Raw genomic sequence first — 23,860 nt, forward strand, 5'->3', positions numbered from 1 at the left:
CCGATCTCCTTGCGGAGAGGGAGGAGGCGCAGGGCAGTGAAATGGTGATGGAGCTGATTGCCTGCTTGGAAAGAAAAAGCGGCGATAAACCGATTATCGGCTCTCGCCGCAAATGGGCAGGGCGCGCAGCGCTTGGCCGAGCGGGTTGTCCGGCACGATCCCTTCCAGGCTCTGCCGGGTGGCCCACTCGATCATCCGCGAATCCTTGGCCGCCTCGGTGCAGAGGCGGTGCGGATCGACGATCCTGCCCGTGCGGGCCAGATCGAGGCGGTCGGCGTCAAAACAGGTCTGTACCGTGACGTTATCAAAGGTCGGCGCGACGGTGTGCAGTTGGCAGGCGGCGAGCAGCAGGGCGAAAGGCGGATCGGCCAGGGAAAAATCGCTGCCCCGCAGCTGTTCGGCCAGCAGCGCCCCACGCGGGCCGTGTTCCGGATCGGCGTTTTCGTTCAACCGGCGGCTGTCGTGGAACAGGGCGAACAGCTCCACCACCCGGGTGTCGGCACCGGTGATCCGGGCCAGGCGCAGCCCGTTGTCGAGCACCCGCGCCCAGTGACCGAGGCCGTGGAGACCGCGCGGATCGAGCGGCAGCTGAGCGATGACGCGGGCGATGAGCTCGGCGGCCAGCAGCGTCGGCCCGGCGTTTGCGCAACCGTTCATGATCCGCCCGCCAGCCGCGCGCCCAGAGCAAAGGCCCGCTGGCAATCCTCGGGAAAGGCTTCGGTCCGGCGTGCCATCTTGTGGGCCGGGTCCATGTACTCCATCACCACCTTGGAATAGTCGGCGAACTGGCAGGTATCAAAGCAGCAGAGGATTTCCGCCGCTGTACCGAAGTTGCGGCTCAGGGCGCCCTGGGTGGCGTTGAACATCGCCTCGTAGCCGATCTGGCGGCTCAGCTCCTCGGTGACGTTCATGGTGAGGATGACCGCGCTGGGCACCGTTCGCGGGAAAATCGAGCGCGGCGGCTGGCTGTAGACCAGCGGCGCGAACAGCAGCCGTTCAAAAAAAGAGCGCATCTCGCCGCTCATCTGCCCGAAATAGATCGGCGAACCGAGGATGAGGGCATCGACCTCGGTTTCGATTTTTTCCAGAATGGGACGTAACTCGTCTTGCATGGCGCAGCGACCGTTGCTCGGGCCGCCGATCATCTTGCAGGCAAAGCAGCTGGTGCAGCCCTTGTAGGTGAGGTCATAGAGATGAACCAGTTCGGTGACCGCCCCTTGTGAGGCGGCCCCTTCCAGCGCCTTTTTCAGCAGGGTGGCGGTATTCCATGTCTTTCTTGGACTGCCGTTGATGGCCAGGACCTTCATTGTCGGTGTTCTCCGTGTTATCGTGCTCGATTGTTTGCGGCCAGGGGGGCGGTGGATTGGCGACGCGGCGCTCGGGTGGGGTCTCTCAGACGAATTTGAGATTGGCCGTCACCCAGTGGGCCGCATTGGCGTAGACCTCGTTGTCCGCGCCGATGACCACGTAGTCGGGATGGCGCACCTCGATCTCGCCCTCGCGGGTCGCCAGCACCGCCACCACGCCCGGAGGCACCTGTACCAGCCGGCTGCGCGCCTTCTTGCGGTAGCGGCCGGGCGAGGCTTCTTCGTAGGTGGCGGCCAGGACCGTTTTCTTGATCGGGTATTCCTCGCCCGAATCCTGGATGACCACCATATCCTCTCCCGCTGTCCCGGTCAAGGTTCCCCAGGAGGTGACAAAGGTCTCGACGCCCCTGGGCTCGCGGATGGCCACGGTGGTGGTGCGGACCGCCTCGCGCGGCGGGCCCCACGCGGCCGGGATGTGACCGCCGTGGGCGATTGTCAGACGAACGGGCGCTGATGCGCTGCCGGTTGTCATGCCGGTCCTCCCCGCCGCATGGTTCTATTTGACCAAGCCCTTGGTCAGTTCCTGGCTCAAGTTGATTACGGTGTCCATGTCGCCCATTTCCTTGGCGGTTTGCATCAGCTGGCTCATGGCCAGAAGGGTGTCCGGATGTTTTTCGCCCAGCACCCGGCGGCGGGTTGCCAGCACCTGTTCCTGAAAGGGCCGAGCCCCCTCCAGATCGCCCTGATCATGGAGCATGGCGGCGAGATTGTTCAACGACAAGAGGGTCTCCGGGTGGTCCTGGCCCAAAAGACGGGCACGAATCTCCAGGACCTTTTCCTCCAGGGTCCGTGCTCCGCTCAGGTTCCCTTGGTTCAGCAAGGTGCTGGCCAGGTTGTTCATGGCGGTCAGGGTATCCGCGTGCTCCTCGCCAAGAAGGCGTCGGCGCGTGTCCAGAACCTTTTCCTGCAGGGCCTGCGCACCCTTCAGATCGCCCTGCAGGTGCAGAGTGGTGGCGAGATTGTTCATGGAAGTGAGGGTCTCCGGGTGCTCCTCGCCGAGGATGCGGCGGCACATCGCCAATTCCTGTTCCTGCAGGGTCCGGGCGCTTTCCAGATCGCCCTGACTGCTGAGGGTGAGGGCAAGGTTGTTCATGGCCGTGAGTGTCTCCGGGTGCTCCTCCCCCAGAACGCGCCGGCGGGTTGCCAAGACCTTTTCCTGCAGGGCGCGGGCCGCTTGCAACTCGCCGTTCCTCCATAACGCTTCGCCCACATCCTCTTCCGCGGCCAGAACGGCCGGAGCATCTTCCCCAAGGACCGGCCGCATGCGGTGCAGACCATGTTGCAGGGCATGCAGGGCCAATCCGTAGTCCCCGGCCCGCAGACAGATCCTGCCCGCGTCCACCAGCACATCCGCCACCTGCATCGGGTCGAGATCCTCGGCGCCCATCGCCCTGTCGATGGCCGCGCTCAGCAGCTTGGACACCATTTCCCGCTGGCGGGGATAGGCAGCCTGCGCCACCTCGAGAATGGCCCGAGCCACCGGCTCGAACAGGTCGGGCGGCGGTTTGCGTTCCATCAGGCTGTAGGCGATGCGCAAGGCGGTGTCCAGATCGCCCGCCGCTATCCTGTCCTTGGCCTCATCGCCCAACCGCTCGATTTCCCGCTCGATCCGGACCAGGGCCAGGGATTCCCAGGGCGCCTGCAGTTCGGTGAGATACTCGGCAAAGGCGGCGTAGCTGCTGCGCAAGGACAGACGGGAATCGGTTTCTTCCAGCATGACCGCGATCGGTTCGCCAAAGGCGTAGTCCGGGATGTGCTGGAGCATGACCGTGTCGAAATATTCCTTGAGCCGGGTTGCCTTGCGCGCGAAGACTTCGTCGAACAACTGCTCGAACAGCGGCTGATAGCCGAGAAGATCGGCGGGCAGCCCCTTGGCCTCGCCGCCGCCCATTCGCCATGCCTCCATCAGGGCGGGACGCGCCATTTCGATCCGCGAGGGCAGGGGAAAGACAGTCAGCGGCCGTCCGTCCGGCGAGGATTTGCGGTAGGCGAGGGCCTTGCGGGTCAGCTCGTCGATACCGGTCAGGCTCTGCTGGTTGGGGGTGAACACCACCACCAGCTTGTCGGGCAGGAGCATGGTGCAGATGCCGCTGGTATCCGAGATACCGGTGCGCGAATCGACCAGCACGTAATCGTAGTGTTGACGCAGGTAATCGGCCAAGCCGGCGAACAGGCCGATGGTTTCCCGGAACAGCCGGTCCCACTGGAATTCGCTCACCCGCCGGCCATAGTCCGCATCGAAGCGGCCGGCCTTCATGATCCGCAGGCCGGAAACCACGGTGGGCAGCAGGTAGCTGTCGAAATCCAGGTCTTCGAGCATCTGGCGGGCGTGGCCACGGTTGGCGACGAAGTCGCTGGGGTGAAATTCCCGGCGCTGGCCATCGAACAAGGTGAACAGATCCAGGCAGCCGGGCGCGGTCTCGAACCGGTCCTCGGCCGATGCCTCCAGGTAGGGGCGGAAATAACGGTGCAGGCCGGGGGCCTCGAAGTCCCAGTCCAGGGCCAGCACCCGTGGCGGTCGCGCGACTTCAGAGGGTGGCGCGCTGCCCAGCAGGCAGCCGATATTGGCCAGGGCCATGGTCCGGCCGGTGCCGCCCTTGTAGGAGTAGAAGGTGATGATTTGTCCGCTTTGCAAGGAGTTCATCGGTGCACCTCAATGGCCGGGCATGGCGAATGCCTTGATGGGAGAAATGCCTTCCAGCCAGGGCCTGATCGCCTCCAGGTCGGGAAATTTGAAGGATTTGCAGGGCTCGGCCTGGATCAGGCCGGCGTTGGTGAGGGCGCGGTACCGGTCGGAAATCTGTTTGGACAGGGCGTACAATTCCTGGTGGCACTCCCGGCGCTTGAAATCGCGTTCATGGATCAGATGTTCGAAATTGAGGTAGTGGCGGCAGGTCTTTATTTCCTCGGGCAGGTCGTCGGCCCCCCGGTAGACGACCGGGAAGATCAGGCCCTTGTTCTGCAGGTCAGCCACGCCCGCGCCGAGGCGCTGCTTTTCCAGTTCGAGCATGGCCTTGTACTCCCTGGCGCAGTACGGATGGTTGATGTCGAAATGCAGGGGCAGGAAAAACATGACCATGCAGGCGCTGCGACACAGTTCAAAGGCCAGCTCCTCGTTGAACTGGTCGCCGACCTTGAGGCCCTTCTCGTCAAAATAGACCGGGGCGTTGGGCAGCCACAGCTGCAGCTGGCGTTTCAATTCGTGGACAAAGGCCTGCACGAATTGCTGCGAGTCGGCCCCGGTGTGCCGGTAGCTGATGAAACAGGCGTTGATGGAGTCCATGGTGTCGTGCGTCCTCCGATACGGTTGGTGGGGGCCGGTCACGCCGGGGGGGCCGCCGGGTCGCTCGCCATCCCCTCGGCCAGTCGCTGGAGGGAGGAGCGGATGACCGCGTGGGGTTCTTCTTGCGGCAGCAGGGCAATGAGGAAGCGCAACTGGTTGGCGGTCGAATCCTGTTCGCGGCCGCTGCCCAGCCGCGTGAACAGGCCGTGATACAGGCCGATCAGGCGCTGGAGCTCGCCGTCCGCGGTCAGGGCCTGGTGCGTGCGGCCATCCAGGCAGGCCCACAGGCCATTGACCCGTTCCGCTTCCACCTCGGCCAGGGCGTGAAAGAATTGGCGGTTCTCGGCAAAGCGGCTGCGGCCGTTGTCGGCGGCGGCCGCGAGCAGGCCGGGCAGTTGCGGCAAGAGCTGATCGAAGCGTTCTCGCCGGCCCCGGACGGCGAGAACAAAAGCCGCGTCCAGGGCATTGAGCAGCGGGTAGTAATCCCAACTGCCGGTGCGCCGGTAGCTCAGCTCGGCCGCCTGCCAGTATTCGCTTTCCAGGTTGCTCAGCCAGGTGTCGGCTTCCGTGATGTTGCCCTGGGCCACGCCGGCCTGGGTCAGCCGCTTCCAGTACGAGCCGAGCAGCGACCGCCGCTCCACCGTTTCGCCGAGGGCCAGGAGCTGTTGCAGCCGCCGCCGGCCGGCCTTCATCAGGGCGGTGCCCCGGGCACGCAGCTCGGCGGTCTGCTTGTCGTCCTTGCCCGTGCCTTCCAGGAGGGTGGCCCCGTGGCGGATCTCCAGGTTGGCCAGCTGTTCCACCGCGTGCAGGCTGAAGGCCGCATCCTCGAAGCCGAGGGCGGCGCGGTAGTGTTCGATGGCCCGTTCCCGGTCGCCCAGCTCGGCCCAGGCCGCGGCCAGCTGTTCCCGTACCCCGGCGTGGTGGACATCGGCGCCGCGCGCCGCCTTTTCGATCTGCTTAAGCTGTTTCGTGTAGAAGTTCGTGCGTTCGGCCGGGGTGACGTCCTTGAGACGGGCGCCGAGCATCTCCAGATCGGCGATCAGATGGCTGGGGTGGACGTATTGGGCGGGTTTTTGGTCGTCGTCGTTGTCCGCCACCGGGAAGCGGTAACGTTCGTCGCCGTAGGCCTGGAACGCGCCCCAGGTATTGGTCTGCGGGTGGTCGCGATGGGTGGCGGCGCGGGCCTGGAGCAGGGCCTGGCCAAATCGGCTCCCCTTGAACATGGCCTCGTAGAAGGTGCGGGCAAAGGTGGCCGCGGCCAGGTCGTCCACGGCCCAACCGGCGGCGATCACCGCCTTGCAGCCCATCTGGATGAACTCGGTGGCCAGGTTGGCGGCCAGCTCGCCCCAAGGTTGCTCGGCATCGCCCTTCATGCTCCCCAGATGACAGCAGTTGATGAACACGAATTCCGGCACCCGTCGCAGCTTGCTCACCTGGGCGGAGGTGAGAAAGGTGTCCGGGCCGAGCACCATGCCGGTGCAGCCGGTTTTCTTGTCCCGGACCACGCCGTGCCCGGCCAGGTGAATGAATCGGTAATGGCCGTTGAACAGGCCGTCGAACACATCCTGGGCCGGGGGTTTGTCCAGCCTCCTGACCCGGTATTCGGCGCGGGTGAAAAATTCGGCCACGGTGCGGCCTTCAGACTGGGCGCCGGGCAGATCCAGCATGCCGGATTCGGTATCGCCGACGATGAAGGCCTGCTTGTCCTGCACCACCGGCACCCGACCGCGTCCATGGGGTGTGGCCAATTGGCGCACCAGCTCGATCCGCGCGGTCAGCGGCGCCTCGCCGGCCTGGTCGGTGTCGCGCATCAACTCCCAGGGGTAGGCGGCGGCCTTGGCGTCCACCGACAGCATCAGGGTGCGCAGATCGGCCACCGCCTCCTTCATGCCGTTGGGCACCAGCAGCTCGAACAGGGCGCGCGACAGGCCGGGTTGGTCCAGGGTCCGGCCGGTGGCGGTGCGGATCAGGCCGTCCACCGCCTGGCGCTGGTCGGGCTCGATGCTGACCTCGTTGCGCGCCCGGTCGGTGACCACGGTAAAGCGCAGCCGGCCCTTGTCGGCGACGATATGCACCCGGTACATGCCCTGCTGGCCGCCGCTGGCCTCGCAGCGGCCGCGATAGCCGCCCTGGCCGTCGCGCAGGCGGCCGTCGAACCGGACCACCTCGGCAAAGCGGCTCTCGCCGACCAGCTCGCTCAGGGCCTGAACCGTGGCTATGGCCCTGCCTTCGACCTCCTCGAACAGGGCCAGACTGCCGATTCGGGTCTTCATCCCGGATTGCTGCAACAGCCGGTTGGCCCGGCGCAGGGCTTCGACCAGGCAGCGCGCTCCGGATTCGAGGGGCAGGCCGGCAAAGCCGGTGCCCACCAGCAGGGAAGAAACCGCCAGCCGCTTGGGTTGCGACGGATCGGCTTCGCATTGTTGTTCCATGATCCGGGCATACTCGAGCAGTCCCTGGGTCAGGGCCTGGGTGAGGGTGCCGGGCAGCAGCTCGCCAATGGGACCCAGGCCGACGACGATGGCTCCGGCCGGTTTGGCGCCCGCCTCGGTCTGGCGGAAGACCATGGCGTCGCCGGGCTGGCACGGGTAGCGGCCGATGGCCCGGGCTCGTTCCATGCGGCCTTCGAGATGGTCGCTGAGGAACTTGGCGCTGCCGCGCAGCGGATCGCCGGCATAGGCGCCGATCAGCACCGGGGCCTCGGCGCTGGCCAGACTGCCGTGGATGACCTCGATCACCACCGGGGCCTCGCCCTTGTGCCGGCTGCGGCGTCCCGGCCGGGCCCCGCCGGTGGCGGCGGCCAGCACCTCGTCGGCGCTGGGGTACAGGCCGTTGCCCGTAAGGCCACGCGCCTGGTAGACCACGGCGGTCTCGCCGCGCGCACCGACCCCGCTGCGGGCCAGCAGACGGGTGGTGCCGTGGTCGAGCAGTTCCCGGTAGGCGGTGAAGGCGTCCTCATGGGCGGCCAGATCGCCATGAACGGCGTCCGCGTACCACACCGGCACTCCGGCAGGAAGACCGGTCTTCCACGGCACCCGGCCATCGCCCTCGCCGGTCCAGCCGATCTCCATCCGGCCACGTTCGCAGCGCACGGCGATCGGTGTCGGTGCCTGGCCGGCCACGTACAGGCAACACTCCGGATCGAGCCGGGTCTTGCTCAGCTCGGCGACCACGGCGCGTGCCGCGGCCAGTGCTCCGTCCTGCGGCGGTATCCACGACCGCTCCTTTTTTTCGTCCTGGTCCTGGTCGTAGAATGTCTTCCAGGTCTGCGGGCTGAAATAGTCAAGCCCGTCAATGGCCGCGCCGTTCTCGCCCGGCCAGGGCAGCATCTCCAGCACGCCGGGGAAATCGCGGACAATGGCGAGAAACTCGCGCATGTTGTGCTTCCAATCCACCCACCGTTCGATGGTCTGGACAAAATCGTCCCGCCCGAGCAGCACTGCGGCAATGGAATGCGATCCGGCGTTGGGCGTGCCCAGTTGCAGCAGGCGGCTGCCGGGCAGGGCCTTGAAGGCCGACCAACGGCTGGCGAGCGCGAGCCGTGCCACCAGGCCGCCCATGGAGTGGGCGACGATGCGCACCGGTTTGCCGCGTTTGTGGGCCTCGCGCATGGCGGTATCCAGTTCGTCGCCGAAGCGGACGGCCGCCGTGCTGATCGACCGGCGCCAGTCGTAGGCAAAGGGCCGGACCTCGTGGGTTTCGGCCAGGAAGCGGGCCAGTTTTTCGTAGCAGCGGTCCAGCCAGCCGTCCGGGGTGACGTCCGGATGGTCGATGCGCAAGGTGTCCATGCCGCCGGCGCAAAGGCTGATCGGATCGAACCAGATGCGGTTGCGGCCGACCTGGAGATGGCTGCCCATGATACCGGGCACGAGCAGGACAATCGGCGCCTTGTCGCGGCGCTTGATCTCGACGCCGCCGCGGCTGATGACGGCCTGCGACGGGCCGTCGAGCCGTTCAAACTCGCTGTCCTTCCCTTGAAGGGCGTCGAGCAGGGCATCGGCGCTCTCGTCGCGGCGGAAATAGCTGAGGTGATGGACCTCGGAGCCGGTGAACCGTTTTTGTTTGATCCCCTGGGTGCGGAAGGCGCCGCCGCTCATCGACGGCGTGTTGACCACCAGGTCGGTCTGGCCGCCGTAAAACACCTCGGACAGGCAGTCGCCCAGCCAGGGCAGCAGACCGTCGCCCTGGAAATCGCCGGCCAGCACATGCAGGGGCGAATCGACGCGCACATCGGCGTCATTGAGCAGACCCACCAGCGGCGAGTCGGGCATCATCGCCTCCAGGCCGGGGAGGATGCGGGCATCGGTGCGCTCCTTGACCACGGCGAGCAGAAAATTCTGCAACAGGTCAAAGCCCTTGGCCACCGGTTCGAGCAGGGGCAGGGCCTTGGCGCCGACTGCAAAGCCCTTGCCCATGAGGTTGGTCATGACGCTCGCCCAGCGGTCGAGCTTGCCCGAGGCGAGCGTGGTGCCGCGCGCCGGGCAGGCGACGCGCACGAACCGTTCCACCCGGATGGCGCGCCGCCGCAGCTCCTGATTGAGCTCGCGCAGCCGGTCGGCGTCGGCCTCGAAGCCCTCGCGGCCCGTCTTTTCCCCTTGTTCGCGGAAACGGTGGATCTCGCTTTCGGTGAAGGGGTCGCGGTCGGTCCGGTTGGCCCGGGTCAGGAGTTCGCCCACCATGCCGCCGCGCGAATGGCTGACCAGGTGCAATCGTGCGTTTTCGGGCAGGGCTTTGATCAGGTCGAGCGCATTGGCGATCGGGCTGTCGGTGAGGGTGCGGTGTTCGAAGGCAAAGATGCGGCTTCCATAGAGCGTGACCAGTTGCCGCAGGCGGCCGCCATGTTCCCACAGGCCGCCGAAGCTGCCTTCGGTGGACGAGGCGGTGCCGTGGAGAAAGAGCAGGACCGGTTCGCCCGAGGCGGGCATCTTGTCCACCCGGTGCAGGTCGAAGCGGTCGGTGGCGCAGCGATACAGGCCGTTGCGATGATCCAGCCGGGCATCCTGAAAGCTGCCGGCGGCGATCAGGGCGGTCATGCCCGCCGGGCCCCGGCGGAAGATGCGCAAGCCCTTGAGCACCCAGGCGCCGATACCCTCGCGCGACAAGCCTTCCGGCAGACGCGGGCCGGTGAGGCGCAGGGCCTGGCCGACGCTGATCTCGCCCGCCGTGCCCTCGCCCCGCCCCAACGGTGTGCCAAGATAGCGCTCCATATCGCCGGCCGCCACCAGCAGACGCATGCCGTTGGCCAGCTCCAATTCGACGACATCGTCGGCTTCCAGGGGCCGTGGCGTGGCGATGGCCTCGGCACCCCGCGCCGCCCCGTCAAGGCGGTAGGTTTCGGCCTCCCATCCGGCGATGTGTTCCTCTTGAACCGCTGAACCTTCAATCTTGAGAGTGATGGTGTCGCTCATGGTGGCCTCCTGGATGGGATGATCGTGTCGGTGCTATTGATGTTCAGCAAATTGTTAACGTGGTCGTGCCGTGATTGTCCGCCTCCCTTGGTGGAGTGATTGCATGGCCATGGTCAATACCGCACCGTCGCCATCACCATCCCGGCGGTCCAGTTCTCGTCGTCGCCAAAACGCTGCTTGGCGCCGTCGTCGGGCAGGGCGTAGGCGCCGACCAGGGAGAGGGTCAGGTGCGGGGTGGCCGTCCAATCGACAATCAGGTTCCACTCGTCCACATAGTCGTCGCTAGTCACGCCCATGGCCTGGGCATCGTGGAGGCTGAAGGCGTAGTGGATCAGGTTGACCGTCAGCGGTTCGGCTGGCTGCAGCTTGAGGCGCAGCATGTGCGAGTCGAGGTTCTCGTTGAACAGGTCGTACTCGCCGGTGATCTCGCCCTGGAACCAGGAACCCCAGTCCACGGCGCTGTAAAAGAGGACGTCGTAGTCTTCGTCGAAACTGGCGTAGCGGTAGGTCAGCTCCGGCTTCCAGGGCAGTTGCGCGAACTGGTAGCTGACCGAGGCGTACCAGCCGCTGCCGTCGTCCATGCCGTCCTCCCGGTCTTCGCGGACAAATTCGGCAGCGAATGTGAGCGGCTGCAGGGCGGCCGGCCCCTGGCCCAACTCGAACGGTTTGACGCTGCCGCGCAGATCAAAGAGGTGCATGCCGTCGCGGGAGGGGACGTCGGATTCGAGGGCGGCCATCGTGCCGCCGAGGGTGGCGGTCGGGGTGAAGGCGTATTCCACCGTGGCGCCGCCGGCACTGGTGTTGTAGGGAAAGAGGCTGTTGTTTTCGAAATAGAACAGATCGCCGGACCAGGGGCCGATTTTTATCCGGGCGATGGCCGCGTAATCGGCGCTTCGGCGGCCGCCGAGGTAGTAGGCGGCACGGCGGAAGCCTGCCCCGCCCTCGCTGCCGAACAGGAAGGCGGTGCCGGTGGTGTAGATCTGACGGCCAAAGGAGAGATCGAGGAAGTCGGTGCCCAGGGAAGAAAAGAGCGTGCCCGACCGCCAGCCGAGATAGGCCTTGTCGATCCCCAGCCAGCTGACATCGCCCAACTCGGCGTTGGTGAAGCTGGCATCGATGCCGCCGAAGGTGTTGGCCTGGACCACGTCGATCCGGCCGTAGATGGACTGGCTGTTGGCCAGGACAACCTGCCCTTCCAGGCCGGGACGGATCAACGATTCCGACCAGGAATCGATATCGGTGCCGAATTTCGCCCTGTCCGCGCCGTACCAGGCGTTGTCCTGGCTGAAGTAGGCGTAGTCCACGCCCAGAGTGGCCTGGAGGTAGCTGCCGCGCGTGTCTTGGTAAAAGCGGAGCGGATTGGTGTCGCCCTCGCCGGCAAGCGGCGCTGCCGGCCAGGCGAGCGCGGCGAGCAAGGCGGCGAGGGCGGTGGTTCGTGGGGGAATGTGGTCCTGGTCCATGGAAGCACTGAAGATCGGTTGAAGGTGGATGGGAAGGCGGCGCGGGGCCGATCGGTCGAGAGCCGGCTCCGCGCCGCGTAACAACGGGTTGCCGAAACCGGCCTTCGAGGCCGACCCCGGCGGGCAATTATTGGAAGATCTTGAACCGCCGCGCTGTTTTCGTTCCGAAGATCTGCGGCGTTTGCGGCAGGCGGGTCGAGGGCAGATAGGCGCGGATGGCGTTGAACCATTTTTCGTAGCTGGTCGGCTTGGCCTCGCGCAGGGCCTTGAGGGCGTAGAAGGTGAAGGCGCCGTTGGGCCGGCCGTTGAAGCGGGTGTCGTAGCTGTATTCGGTGTCCAGGCAACCCGCCAACAGCAGGTCGCCGCCAGCCCGGGTGAAGCCGCCGCGCGGGATGGCGGCGCGCAGCTGCGCCGGCGGCAGGTCTTCCTTGGCCATCCATGCCTCGGGCGGCATGAAGCGGATGCGGGGCACGCCGGGATCGATATCCTCCTCGGAACCCCGGGTCACCGAGCCCGAATGACAGCTGTCGGAGATGAGCACGATGCGCACCCCTGCCTTGCGGCGGCTGAACAGGGCGTGGATGTCGTCGTCAAGCAGGGCGCCCTTGGTGGCCAGATCATGGGGGCAGAGGGCCTCGTCGCGACCGTCGGGTTCGTCGCCGCTCCTGTCCGGTACCCAGGTGCCGTGGCCGGAATAGGTGAAGATCAGGCTGTCGCCCTTGGCCGCGCCGTCGATCAGACCACCGATGGCCGCGACCATGGCCGCCTTGGTGGCGGCGGCGTCGAGCAGTTTGTCGACCGTGAAGCCGCGCGCGGTCAATTCGGCGGCCCAGTCGTTGGCGTCGTTGACGCAGCCGGAGAGATCGTTTTGGGTGCCGGGATAGTCGTTGATGCCGATGCACAGTGCTTTTTTGCTCATGGTAGCCTCCTGAAGGGGTGGGTGGGGGAAAGACTCCTTGCGCAGGGTGGAGAGGCGCGGGCGGCGTTCTGAATCGATGCCGGCGTCAGTGCTGATTTTTACGTGAGATGATGGTGTAAGTCAAGGCTTTTTCAGTATTTTCCCGAAAGCCTTGGCAGGGGGAAAGGTGGTTTTGCTTGGTCGTGGCCGGGAGCCGCGTCGAGCGAATCAGGGACCTTCCCGATGCTGCAGATGGGCCAACACCAGGTTGATTTCGCCGTAGGTGTAGTCGTCGCCCAGGGCCTCCTTCACGGCCTTGAGCGAGCCGGCCTGCACGGTGGCGAGCCGCTCTTCGAGCTCGCGCAGCCGTTCCTTGGGCAACAGGCCGTCGATGGCGAGCTCGCCCGCCTTGATGAAGTAGGCCAGGTGGCCCTCGACGGTCTGGGTGGTCAGGCCGCGCTGGGCGGCGATCTCGGCGATGGAGAGGCCATCCCGCAGCATTTCCAGGCTGGTCTTCTTGGTGTCTTCCCGTTTGCCCGCCTTTTTCCGCTCGCCGGTGGGACCGATGCTGTGGGGAAGGGGCAGGGTGACGCTGTCGATGCGGTGCTCGCTGCGATACGCGTTCACCAGGGCCACGATCTCGGCACCGTATTTCTCGGCCAGCTTGGCGCCGACGCCCTTGATCGTTCGCAGTGCCTTGAGGCTGTCGGGCAGGTGGACCGCGATCTGGATGAGGGTCTTCTGGTGCAGCACCTGAAACGGGGCAATATTGGCCGCCTTGGCCCGCTCGGCGCGCCAGTGCCGCAGTTGGCGGAACAGCTCCGGGTGGCCGACATCGGCCTCGGTGTAGATCGAGGTGGATTTGTCCGGACGCTGGTCCGCCTCCAGGAGCGCGGCCGACAGGGCGCGGAGGTAACGGCCCGGGGAAAAATCCTCGCCGCAGGCGACGATGGCCGCCAGCTTGGCCGCGCACTCCTGCCGGAGCTGTTTGATCACCTCATTGATCCGCTTGCGCACCTCCTTGTTGTCCGATTCCACCTCCAGTCCGTCGACGCAGGGTTTGAGCACGGTATCGAACTGCTCGCGGAAATAGCCCGCCGCCTTGGCCAGCCGTTCGCGGATGACCGGGTCCCTGGCGGGTTCCTTGTCCGCCTGAAACAGGGTGCGCAGCTGGCGGCGGAAGTTGTCGCCCACGGTGCAGATCGCTTCCTGGGTCGTGCGCTGCACGTCGAACAGATCGGCCCCGGCCGTTATCGTCACGATGCTCGCGTTGCCGCGCACCAGCCCCACCAGCCGGCCGAGCAGCCGGGCCAGGGTTTGGAAATCGTAGCACTGGTCGAGCAGCTGCTGCTGATAGCGGATCTTGGCCGTTTGCAGGGTGGCCTCGGTGGGGGCCTGGCTTTCGATGGCGGCGACGAAATCGAGCACCGCCGGATCGGTGCGGATGGCGTTGGCGACAATCGGCGAACTCAGCACCAGCCCCTCGAAGGTGCGGCAGCGGCTCAGGGCCACATAGACCTGGCCGTGGGCAAAGGCGTCCTGGGCGTCGATCACCGCCCGGTCAAAGGTCAGGCCCTGGCTCTTGTGGATGGTGATGGCCCAGGCCGGCTTGAGCGGCACCTGGTTGAAGCTGCCCACCACCTTGGGCGAGATCTCGGCGGTGTCGGCATCGACCCGGTATTCAATGTTCTCCCAGGTGACCGGCTTGACCTCGATGGTCTCGGGCTCGCCCGGACAGTCGACCCGGATGGTGTCGCGGCCGAGATGGGCGATGGTGCCGATCTTGCCGTTGAAATAGCGTTTTTCTGGTGAGGTGTCGTTGCGCACGAACATCACCTGCGCCCCCACCTTCAGCTCCAGACTGGCGGCGGTGGGGAAGGCGTATTCGGGAAAGCTGCCCTCGACCCCGGCCTCAAAGCAACGGCTGGAACCGGGCAGGGCGTCGAGCCTCTTGTGGTTGATGGCGTCGGCGCTGTTGTTGTGGGTGCACAGGGTGATGACCCCCTCGGCCTCCTGCGGGGAGAAATCGGGCCGAAAGCGGCTGTTGAGCGTCGCCAGGCTGGCCGCGTCGAGGCGGTTGTCGCGCACCCGATTGAGCAGGTCGATGAAGCGGCCATCCGACTGGCGGTAGATGTGTTTAAGTTCGATCGGGATCAGTTCAAGCCGCGAGAGCGCCCGGCTGCTGAAGAAGTAGGGCGAGGCGTACTGGCCGGCGAGCAGCTGCCATTCGTCCTCCTTGACCACCGGCGGCAACTGATGCAGGTCGCCGATCATCAGCAGCTGCACGCCGCCAAAGGGCAGCTCGGAGCGGCGGTAGCGGCGCAATACCGTATCGACCCCGTCGAGCAGATCGGCCCGCACCATGCTGATTTCGTCGATCACCAGCAGATCGAGGCTGTTGATGATGTTGCGTTTTTCCCGGCTGACCCGGTGCCGGCCGCCGTGCAGCTCGGTGCCGGGGAGAAAGGGGCCAAAGGGTAGCTGGAAAAAGGAGTGGAGGGTAACGCCGCCGGCATTGATCGCCGCCACCCCGGTGGGCGCGGTCACCACCAGCCGCTTGTGGGTCTGCTGTTTGATCTGGTGGAGGAAGGTGGTCTTGCCGGTGCCCGCCTTGCCGGTGAGAAACAGGCAGCAGTTGGTGTGCTCGACAAAGGCGTGCGCCAGGTGCAGTTCGGGGTTGGGAGGGCTCATCGATGCTCAGGAGGGCAGGGGTGGACAACGAAGCGGGCACTCTACCCCATTTGCCAGCCAGCGGCAAGGCCCGCCTCATTCAGGTTTGCGGCGCAGGGCCTTGGTGCGCGCATGACGCGTTTTGCTTTCCAGCCGCCGCTTGCGCGCCGCCAAGGTGGGCTTGGTGGGCCGCCGTTTTTTGCGGGTGGCGCCCGCGGCACGGATCAGTTCGAGCAACCGTTCCACGGCGGCCTCCCGGTTCTTCTCCAGGCTGCGAAACTCCTGGGCCTTGATCACCAGCACCCCGTCCTCGGTGAGGCGCTGGTCGTGCAGGGCGAGCAAGCGGGCCTTGATCGTTTCCGGCAGCGACGAGGCGCGGATATCGAAACGGAGATGCACGGCGTTGCTCACCTTGTTGACGTTCTGTCCGCCCGAGCCCTGGGCACGGATGGCGGTCAGCTCGATCTCGGCGGCGTCGATGCTCAGGGTGGGGGTGATGGGGATGGTCGGCATGGGTGTCTCAACAAATGTGAACTGGAACCAGTAGGGAGCCGGTGAGCTGAATCGAATATTGCTGGTCGCGATTGGTACAACAATGCCGCAAAAAACAAAAGGGGCTTTTGCAAGCCCCTTTCCTTGATTTCCGATCTGTTTATTTCAGGCTGTTCGGGTCATGACAGGAGATCCCGCAGGAGTTCGTGTACGGGATGGGCATGGCCTTGTCCGGGTCCACGCCCTTCACATACTTGTTGTCCTTGCGGGGGACGATGAGCAGGTGGGAAGTGATGTCGTTTTCCCAATAGTTCTTGCCATCGGCCGTCACCAGTCCTTTGCCGAAGCCTGCTCCGGTTTGGGCCGTCTTGAACTGATGGCAGTTGGTGCAGGTGATCTTGGTTTCCGGTCCGTGCGCCATGCCCACGGCGTTCTCGGTATGCTTGGCCATATCCTTCTGCGCGGTATGGCAGCTCTGACAGTAGGTGCTTCCCGGCGTGACCGCATCCTGGCGCATCTGATGCTTGAACGCTGACCCGCCATGAGGATCGTGACAGGTGGTGCAGCTTAGGATCTGCTCAGCGTTGCGGTATTTTGTCGAACGGATAAAGTCGAGATACTGCTGATGATGCGACTTGGAATGGGATTCCCACACATCCTTGGGCGAGGCATCCTCACGGGTGGTGAAGTTGACCAGATACTCGTTCCGACTGATGCCCGGAGCCATCATCTTGTTGTCCTTGTTGACCGGCTGGTCATTGTTGAGGAAACCCTGGGGCCGAGAATGGCATTGGCCGCAGATGACCGAGGCCCTTTCTGAAGCCAGTTTACCGGGACTGACAATGGTGGCAGCTTTTTTCGCGGCCGGTGCCTTGACGTGGGCCGATCCGGCACCGTGACAGGACTCGCAGCCGATGTTCAGTTCGTTGGGCACGCCGTCGCCGTCGATGTCTGCCTCGCCGTTCGGATCATTGACCGCGCCGGCGATGTACTCCCCAGAATCCAGTTTGGTGAGACTGTATCCGGTATAGTGGCAGGAGGCGCATTCCTTTTCAAAGGACTTGGCGATAGGAGGGTCGGTGAGTTTCTTGGTTTCCTCGTTGAAGAACCAGTCCGCATGGTAGTCCCTGAACTGCTTCCGCGTCCGGTTACCGTACTCATCCTTGCCGTGCTCGTTGTACTGCAGGAACGGATAGAGGCTCTTGCCAACGTGCAGGAGATAACGCTGTTTATAGAGACCTCCGCCGTAGGTCAGTTCCACCGGATACTCCCGAGGGGGATCGGATGGATCCTTCAGATTCTGCATCTTGATCTTGACGTGTCCCTTGTCGTCGGCGGAGAAGGTGGCGCTCAGGCTGGCGGTAGTGGGATCTTTCGGCATTTCTCGGGCGACCTTGTACTTGTCGAATCCGCGTTCCTTGTCAAAATCAAAGAAATAGAAGGTTGCTCCAGCCTTGAGAATGTTGAGACCGTTGTCGATTTCAACAAACCGCGAAGAATCCTGGAGTTTGCTGTCCTTGCCGGCAACTCGGATGCCTAGTTTATGGAGGGTCATCTTTTCGGTGGCATAATCCTTGTGGCAGTTGAGGCAACTGGTCGTGCCCACGAAGGTGGCACCTGCGGGGGTATTGCCCGAAAGAAGAATTTCGACCGGCTTCCCCTTCAACGCTTTAGGGGAGATGGCGACATCAGCCTTGTTGCCACCGGGCAGATAGGTCGCATCCGCCGGGACGACGTAAAGGAAGTATTTTGCCTCGGCGACGTCGGCAATCTTGAATTTGCCCTGCTTGTCGGAGACTCCTTTTTTGTAGGTATCTTTGTTGGCCGCTAGATTGTCCTCCAGCGGTTCATCATTAGCGGCATTTTTTTTGACCTCCAGCGGGGTTTTCGCCATTGCCGCCACGTCTGTGGCTGGAATCAGATAGACGGTAGCCTTGGGCACGACGTGTTTCGATGCATCCTTGACAACGCCGCTTATGGTGGTGCCGGCCATCAGTGGCCTGCCCGCCAGGAGCAACACTCCCAAGCTCATGACAAAATACGACACGATTCTGTACCAATGTTTCATCTGGGCACCTCCTGCAAGAAGGGATGGGGCGAACCACAAACAAATCGAACCGTCAGCGCGGCCTTTGTTCATGGGGGGGTGCAGCGTGGAGGAAAGGTCAGTGGGAAAAAATGGATGAGGGGATGGACTCTCCCGCCGTGTGTCACGGTCGGTGCATAAGGGGGAATTGCAGAGCGCGTTCACGGACCGGGAGAGAGTATTCACGTGCAGCCCCCCTTTGTTTACCTTTTGGATGCTCAAACAATAAGGCAAAATTACAAATGATCGTATCGAAGTCAATCTATTTTTTTATGGAAATTTCGAAAGATACCTTGACATCAAGCCATCTTGTGTTCTCTTGAAACCAGACGGGTGGCGCAGCGAATCCGACCAGGAAAAAGAGGGGAGGGCAAGGCCCTTGTTGCGTATCACCACAAAGGGGGAAAGCAATGTGGGCCATCGGGCATTGCCGGGTCAGCATGTGACATCTTGAAGCCGATCACTGCGGCGAAGACAGAGAACCATACAGAAAGGATCGAATCATGGACTATTTGATCATCGCCCTTTGCGCTTTCCTGGCCTCCGGGTTGACCCTGTATTCGGGATTTGGCTTGGGGACCTTGCTCCTGCCGGTATTCGCTCTCTTTGTTCCGGTGGAGGTGGCGGTGGGGGCAACCGCTTTGGTGCACGGGGCCAACAATATCCTCAAGGTGGCCATTGTCGGCCAGCATGCGGACAGAGACCTGGTGCTCCGTTTCGGCATTCCGGCCGTGGTCGCCGCCTTTGCCGGGGCAGCGACACTTGGCTATGTCGCCCATTTCGGCGCGATCTTCAGCTATGCCATCGGGTCGCGAATCGCCATCATCACCCCGGTCAAGCTGACCATGGGCACACTGATGTTCGTCTTTGCGTTGTTTGAATTGGTGCCAAAATTGCGGAGCCTGCGCGTTGACCGCAAATATCTCGTCCTCGGCGGACTGCTGTCAGGGTTTTTCGGCGGATTCTCGGGACATCAGGGGGCCTTGCGCTCCGCGTTTCTCACCAAGGTCGGGATCTCGCCTCAAGCCTTTGTCGGCACCAATGCCCTCATCGGCTTCCTGGTCGATCTGGCCCGAATCGCGGTCTATGGTTCGGTCTTTTTCCTGACCGGAACAGGTGACGCCTTTGACCGCCACCAATGGTCAATGATCGCGGTCGGTTGCCTGACCGCCTTTGCCGGCGTTCTCATCGGTAAACGGTATCTGCATACACTCACCATGCGCACCATCCAAACCATCACCGGAACCTTGCTTTTGGGGATTTCAATTGCCCTGCTGGCGGGAGTGCTTTGATTGTTTCCACGCTGGCGCACGGGAACAATCGTCCGTTGCCGCCCAGCGGCAAGGTCCGCTATTCAGGTTTGCGGCCCAGGGCCTTGGTGCCTGCATGACGCGTTTTGCTCTCCAGCCGCCGCTTGCAGGCCGCCAGGGTAGGCTTGGTGGGGACGGTCGGCATGGTCGTTTGTGGTCAGGAGAAGCGTGGGGGATACGGACTGATCAAAAATCGACAATAACACGGATCAGCCCACCCGAGCCCGGTAGGTTGGGGTGAGGAACGAACCCCAACACCATCATTCTCTTTCGCCATAGCCCCTTCTTTCGTTGTCGCAAATTCCACCGCCCCAATCGCCATCAATCATCCCCGCCGCGACATAACGGTGGATGCTTGAATACGGCCAATCCGCAGCACGGGTCGCATGGCCATGTTTCACCGGATTGAAATGGATGTACTCCACATGTCTGGCAAAGTCTCCTTCGTCTCGGATGAGATGTTCCCAATACCGGCGTTGCCAGATGCCGCGTTCTTCTTTGCTCGTCCGGCTGGCGTTCCGGCGTTCCCCTTGGGGGATATACCGCGAGAATCCTGCTTTGATGAGCATCCACCGTCCGGGGTAGTCCGTGTCCCCTGGTGGTAGCGTCCACATCGCATGCAGATGTTCGGGTAACACCACCATGGCGTCGATGGTGAAGGGATGTCGTTCTTTTACCACGCCGACAACCTGACGAAGGACGTCAATGTATTCCACCAACAGGGACCGGTGTCGTTCCGCAAGATTCACGGTGAAAAAAAGGTGCCGCCATCAACCCGCGCGCGCCGGTATCGCATTGCATTCCTCCGGTTTTACGACACAATGTTGGGGTTCGTGCCTCACCCCAACCTACCTTGCTACCTTGCTCAACCAGGTATTTCTCACAAAAATCCAGATAGAAACGGAGCCACTTTTTGTAATGGATGTGATACGTGTCGGCAATGTTGTGGGCGAAAAGACACTCCTCGAAACGAGTCAGTAATGTAGCGGGAATTGAAATCATAGGGAATCTCGAAGACGGGTTATCCTTCCAAATGGAAGGATATACAGAAAAGCGGGTATTCAAAAACCATCGATTTGTCAATGACAATCTTTATAAATACTAGTAAGTAAGCCATGATATCGGCCTTAAACGCAAGGGCAGAGGAATGCCGGCACGAAAAACTCATCCCGGCCCGCTCTGCAAATCTAGATGTTATACAGATCAGCAGAATAACTTGTTAGGCCCATCACCGGGCAAAATCGCAAACTGTAAGTAAGGGGGAACTTCATGGCGATGACAAAGTGTAAGGAGTGCGGAACCGAGATCAGTACCACTGCTGACGCATGCCCCAAATGTGGCGCAAAACAAGTGCGAACCTCTGGCTGTGCCAAGGTTGTTCTTGGCGTTCTCGGATTCTTCGTTTTTGTCGCAATTGTCGGACAATGCAGCCGTTCTGATACGAGCTCGCCTTCAACGTCAGCAACCTCTGCAAGCTCATCGTCAGCTACTGCAAAGCCGGCAGCGGCGCCAACCCCGCCTCCTCCTCCCGCCCCAGGGTCACAATGGCGCTACGGCCAAGACGAAGACCCGATGGGCAAAGGCACAACTCTGCTGGCTCAGGTAACAAGCACAAATGTAGTGCTGTTTGATTCGCCGTATGGCGGGCCTCAGCATGGAACACTTACTTTGCGCACCCATCCTCGTCACGGAAAAGACATCATTCTCGGCATTGAGCGCGGGCAGTTTCTTTGCCGCTCTTACGAGGATTGCAATGTTCTCGTGCGCTTCGACGATCAGAAAGCGGTGACTTACGCTGGTGTAGGCCCTGCAGACAATAGTACTGAGTCAGTTTTCATCCGTAACTACTCGCGCTTTGTCTCAAACATGCTCAAGGCCAAGCGGGTACGTATCTCAGCTGAGGTGTACCAAGAGGGGGCGCCCGTATTCGAGTTTGACGTTAGCGATTTCAGTGAGGCCAAGTACAAGGGCAAGCAGTGATTCTTGCATCACCGCGGGTGGGCCTAACAATTCGTTCAAGCCGAACTTGCTTCGTTACGGCAAAAGCGTGGCAGAAACAGCTTGCCACGCTTTTGCCTCCACTACGCAAGTCGGCTTAACTCAGGCGTTATCCCGTTTCTGGTTATCACTCAGTGTTTCCAGCTTGAAGGTTCACGATTTACTTTTTTAGGTTTTCGCTCCCTGGTTCTCATGCGGTTTTGGAGGATAACCAGAAACCGTTTATCCCCTTTGCGTCATGCAAATGGGCTTGCGTGCATTCAGTATCGGGAATGAATGACCAGCCCCTCCTTATCGAGCAATTCCTAGATTCCACTGGGAAGCTTGTCCCGCATCATCTGCTTTCTCTCGATAGTTTGGCCATCGACTCTAAAGGTGCCGTCGCCCACGGCATGGAGCATTCTCTTCTCCGCGCGAGCATTGTCAACGTAGGCCGCGATTCCTCGCAGCACGACGATGTTGTAGGGCGTCAGGATATCGACCACTCGGCATTCGATATTTGCGAGGCACTCCTGGATGAGTGGTGCCCGAACATGCTGGGCTGGCAGACGGGTGAGGTTGAACTTCGTGAACTTATCCGTGTCAGCTCCCGAGCATGTGCCCACGCCGACAACGGTGTCAATCAGGTCCACGGTTGGGATGGCAAGGACACACTCCTTTGATTCCTGCAGGGCCGTGTAGGAAAAGTTCCATGGCCCGGTGGTCAGGGCAAACTCTGCGGCAAAATCAAGGACCATGGTCCACGAGATGGTCATGACGTTGTCTTTGTTGCCGTCATTCGTTGTCACCAAGACCACCGGACCCGGCTCCACGAGCGTAAATGCCCGGCTTAGTTGCAGACTTTCCATGTTCTCTCCGTTCGGGTATCGACGTGATCGGGATCATCCGACTCCTGTCTTTTTGTCCGTCAGGAAAACATTCCCGGACGCTTCCCCTATGTTCGAACCATACCGCTGTGTCGGTCGTCTGCAAACACGAAACGCAACGACAAGCGGCACATCAGCGCAGGTAGAACACCCAGGCGAGCAGGATCGTGGCCAGCAGGGCCAGGGCCAGCAGGGGCACGCCCACCTTGGCGTAGTCGGCAAATTGGTAGCCACCCGGTTCGCGGACGATCATGTTGACCGGCGAGCCCAGCGGCGAGACAAAGGCGGCCGAGCAGGCGATGGCCACGGTCATGGCGCAGGCCTGGGGCGAGACGTTCATGGCCAGACCGATATCGACCGCCATCGGCGCCACCAGCACCGCGGTCGGGGTATTGGAGAGAAACAGGCCGACCAGCGCGGTGAGCACGAACAGGATGGCCAGCACCAACAGCGGCGGACTGTTGCCGACCAGGGCGAGCAGGGTCTGCGAAACCAGGGCAATGGCGCCGGTCTTCTCCAGGGCCAGGGCCAGGGGCAGGATGCCGGCGATGAGGACGATGGTCTGCCAGTCGATCGCCTTGTAGCAGCTATCGGCCTGGACGCAGCGGGTGAGGATCAGGGCCGCGGTGGCGCCGAGGACGGCGGTGACCGTGGGCAGCAGGTCAAAGACCATCAGGCCGACCATGACCGCGAGAATCCCCAGGGCGATGGGTGCCCGGTCGCGGGCCGCGATCACCTCGTGGTAGTCCTGGGGCAGGGTGAGCAGCAGGTATTGGTCGCGATGCCGGCGCAAGCGGAGGATGTCGTCCCACGCTCCGCCCATCAAGAGCACATCGCCGAATTTGAGCGGCTGGTCGGCGAAATGGGTGGTCAGGGTCGCGCCCTTGCGGCGGATGGCCAGCACCTGGCACTGGAACTGGGAGTAGAAACGGATTTCGCGGATCGACTTGCCGATCAGGGTGGAGTCCGGGGTGAGCATCACCTCGCCCACGCCGATCACCTGAAAAAAATTTCTGCGCAGGGCCGGATCGTCGGGCAGCTCCATGGTTTCGAGGAAAAAGGCGGCGGCAAATTCGGCGATCCGGGCCGGCGTGCCGATGACCACCAGCAGGTCGTCGGCGTGAAAAACGCTCTCCGGACGGGCGGGGACAATGGCCCGGCCGCTGTCGGTGATGGTGTGCAGGGCAATGAGGTTGATGTGGTGGTGGGCGCCCAACTGCATCCGGGCCACGGAGCGGTCGATCAGGTCGGATTTGGCGGTGACCCGCAGCAGGGACACGCGCTGGTCGATGCCGTAGCGGTGGAGCAGGTCCTCGATGGAGCGTTCCTGTCTGCGTTTGACCGTGGTTCGCCGGGCGGCGAGCAGATGGCGGCCCCACAGCAGCATGAAGCCGATGGCCAGGGCGAGAATGACCAGGCCGAAAGGGGTGAAGCTGAAGAAGGACAGCGGCTCCTGGCCACGCTCGCGGAGCACGTTGTTGACCACGATGTTGGGCGTGGTGGCCACCAGGGTCATCATGCCGCTGATCAGCGAGGCGGCCGCCAGGGGAATGAGCAGCCGCTTGTGGTTGATGTCCGCCTTTTCCGCCACCGCCATGGTGATGGGGATGAAGATGGCGGCGGTGGCGGTGGAACTCATGAACGAGCCCACCAGGCTGGAGGCGCCCATGAGCAGCATCAGCAGCCTGCTTTCGCTGGCGCCGCCGCGATCGAGTACCGCCTCGCCCAGCCGCTGGGCAATGCCGGTGTGGACGATGGCCTCGCTGACGATGAACATGCAGGCGATGATGATCACCACCGGGTTGGAAAACCCGGAGAGCGATTCGCCGACATCGAGCACGCCGGAGAGCAGCAGAGTCAGCACCACCAGCAGGGCGACCAGGTCGCCGCGGATGCGGTTGGAGACGAGGAGAACGGCCGCGCCCGCCAGGGTGGCCACGGAGATGAGCAGGTCGGGATGGATCATGAATGGTTGCGTGATCAAAGGGGGAGGGGAAACGGTGGAGCCGGAGCCGTTGGCCG

15 protein-coding genes and 2 pseudogenes are annotated in these 23,860 nt (G+C 62.9%); 3 read left to right on the plus strand and 14 right to left on the minus strand.

The window, feature by feature from the left end:
- Nucleotides 1-93: 93 nt before the first annotated feature.
- The 11 genes from DESPR_RS05725 to DESPR_RS05780 all read right to left on the minus strand — a co-directional run bounded on the left by DESPR_RS05725 (nt 94) and on the right by DESPR_RS05780 (nt 17,646).
- Entirely contained in the window at nt 94-657 is a 564-nt protein-coding gene (locus DESPR_RS05725) for an HD domain-containing protein (protein ID WP_015723866.1), read from the minus strand.
- The gene (locus DESPR_RS05730; RefSeq protein ID WP_015723867.1) at nt 654-1,307 is read right to left on the minus strand and encodes a flavodoxin family protein; all 654 of its coding nucleotides are present in this window, start codon (nt 1,305-1,307) and stop codon (nt 654-656) included. The genes DESPR_RS05725 and DESPR_RS05730 overlap by 4 nt, the downstream gene beginning before the upstream one ends.
- 85 nt (nt 1,308-1,392) lie before the next feature.
- Nucleotides 1,393-1,839, minus strand: a complete 447-nt coding sequence (locus tag DESPR_RS05735) for a hypothetical protein (RefSeq protein WP_015723868.1) — start codon at nt 1,837-1,839, stop codon at nt 1,393-1,395.
- A 24-nt stretch (nt 1,840-1,863) separates the two neighbouring features.
- A complete protein-coding gene (locus DESPR_RS17125) occupies nt 1,864-4,011 on the minus strand; it encodes a tetratricopeptide repeat protein (RefSeq protein WP_015723869.1) in 2,148 nt (715 codons plus the stop codon).
- 9 nt (nt 4,012-4,020) lie between these two features.
- Nucleotides 4,021-4,650: a toll/interleukin-1 receptor domain-containing protein gene (locus tag DESPR_RS18370; protein WP_015723870.1), complete on the minus strand. Its 630-nt coding sequence runs from the start codon at nt 4,648-4,650 to the stop codon at nt 4,021-4,023.
- Nucleotides 4,651-4,688: 38 nt separating this feature from the next.
- Nucleotides 4,689-10,058, minus strand: a complete 5,370-nt coding sequence (locus tag DESPR_RS05755) for a DUF7379 domain-containing protein (protein WP_015723871.1) — start codon at nt 10,056-10,058, stop codon at nt 4,689-4,691.
- 113 nt (nt 10,059-10,171) lie between these two features.
- Nucleotides 10,172-11,518 carry an alginate export family protein gene (locus DESPR_RS05760; protein ID WP_015723872.1) on the minus strand — a complete coding sequence of 449 codons (1,347 nt, stop codon included), beginning with the start codon at nt 11,516-11,518 and terminating at the stop codon, nt 10,172-10,174.
- 127 nt (nt 11,519-11,645) lie between these two features.
- Nucleotides 11,646-12,437: a caspase family protein gene (locus tag DESPR_RS05765; RefSeq protein ID WP_015723873.1), complete on the minus strand. Its 792-nt coding sequence runs from the start codon at nt 12,435-12,437 to the stop codon at nt 11,646-11,648.
- Nucleotides 12,438-12,644: 207 nt separating this feature from the next.
- The gene (locus tag DESPR_RS05770) at nt 12,645-15,107 is read right to left on the minus strand and encodes a helix-turn-helix domain-containing protein (protein ID WP_015723874.1); all 2,463 of its coding nucleotides are present in this window, start codon (nt 15,105-15,107) and stop codon (nt 12,645-12,647) included.
- 75 nt (nt 15,108-15,182) lie between these two features.
- Nucleotides 15,183-15,599: an alternative ribosome rescue aminoacyl-tRNA hydrolase ArfB gene (gene arfB / locus DESPR_RS05775; RefSeq protein ID WP_015723875.1), complete on the minus strand. Its 417-nt coding sequence runs from the start codon at nt 15,597-15,599 to the stop codon at nt 15,183-15,185.
- 139 nt (nt 15,600-15,738) lie between these two features.
- Nucleotides 15,739-17,646 carry a cytochrome c3 family protein gene (locus DESPR_RS05780; RefSeq protein WP_015723876.1) on the minus strand — a complete coding sequence of 636 codons (1,908 nt, stop codon included), beginning with the start codon at nt 17,644-17,646 and terminating at the stop codon, nt 15,739-15,741.
- Between the two features lie 521 nt (nt 17,647-18,167).
- Between DESPR_RS05780 and DESPR_RS05785 the strand changes: the two genes are divergently transcribed.
- Nucleotides 18,168-18,956: a TSUP family transporter gene (locus DESPR_RS05785; protein ID WP_015723877.1), complete on the plus strand. Its 789-nt coding sequence runs from the start codon at nt 18,168-18,170 to the stop codon at nt 18,954-18,956.
- Between the two features lie 278 nt (nt 18,957-19,234).
- Here DESPR_RS05785 and DESPR_RS05790 read toward each other — a convergent pair.
- Nucleotides 19,235-19,770, minus strand: a pseudogene (locus tag DESPR_RS05790) (REP-associated tyrosine transposase).
- Between the two features lie 479 nt (nt 19,771-20,249).
- On the opposite strand from DESPR_RS05790, the pseudogene DESPR_RS19280 reads away from it, so the two are divergent.
- A pseudogene (locus tag DESPR_RS19280) lies at nt 20,250-20,315 on the plus strand (zinc-ribbon domain-containing protein); the annotation flags it as partial.
- Between the two features lie 231 nt (nt 20,316-20,546).
- Entirely contained in the window at nt 20,547-20,954 is a 408-nt protein-coding gene (locus DESPR_RS05795) for a hypothetical protein (RefSeq protein ID WP_043769719.1), read from the plus strand.
- Between the two features lie 323 nt (nt 20,955-21,277).
- Here DESPR_RS05795 and DESPR_RS05800 read toward each other — a convergent pair whose 3' ends face one another.
- A complete protein-coding gene (locus DESPR_RS05800; protein WP_015723879.1) occupies nt 21,278-21,820 on the minus strand; it encodes a flavin reductase family protein in 543 nt (180 codons plus the stop codon).
- A 151-nt stretch (nt 21,821-21,971) separates the two neighbouring features.
- Nucleotides 21,972-23,804, minus strand: a complete 1,833-nt coding sequence (locus DESPR_RS05805; protein WP_015723880.1) for an SLC13 family permease — start codon at nt 23,802-23,804, stop codon at nt 21,972-21,974.
- Nucleotides 23,805-23,860: the final 56 nt, after the last annotated feature.

This window comes from Desulfobulbus propionicus DSM 2032, assembly GCF_000186885.1.
Taxonomy (GTDB): Bacteria; Desulfobacterota; Desulfobulbia; order Desulfobulbales; family Desulfobulbaceae; genus Desulfobulbus; species Desulfobulbus propionicus.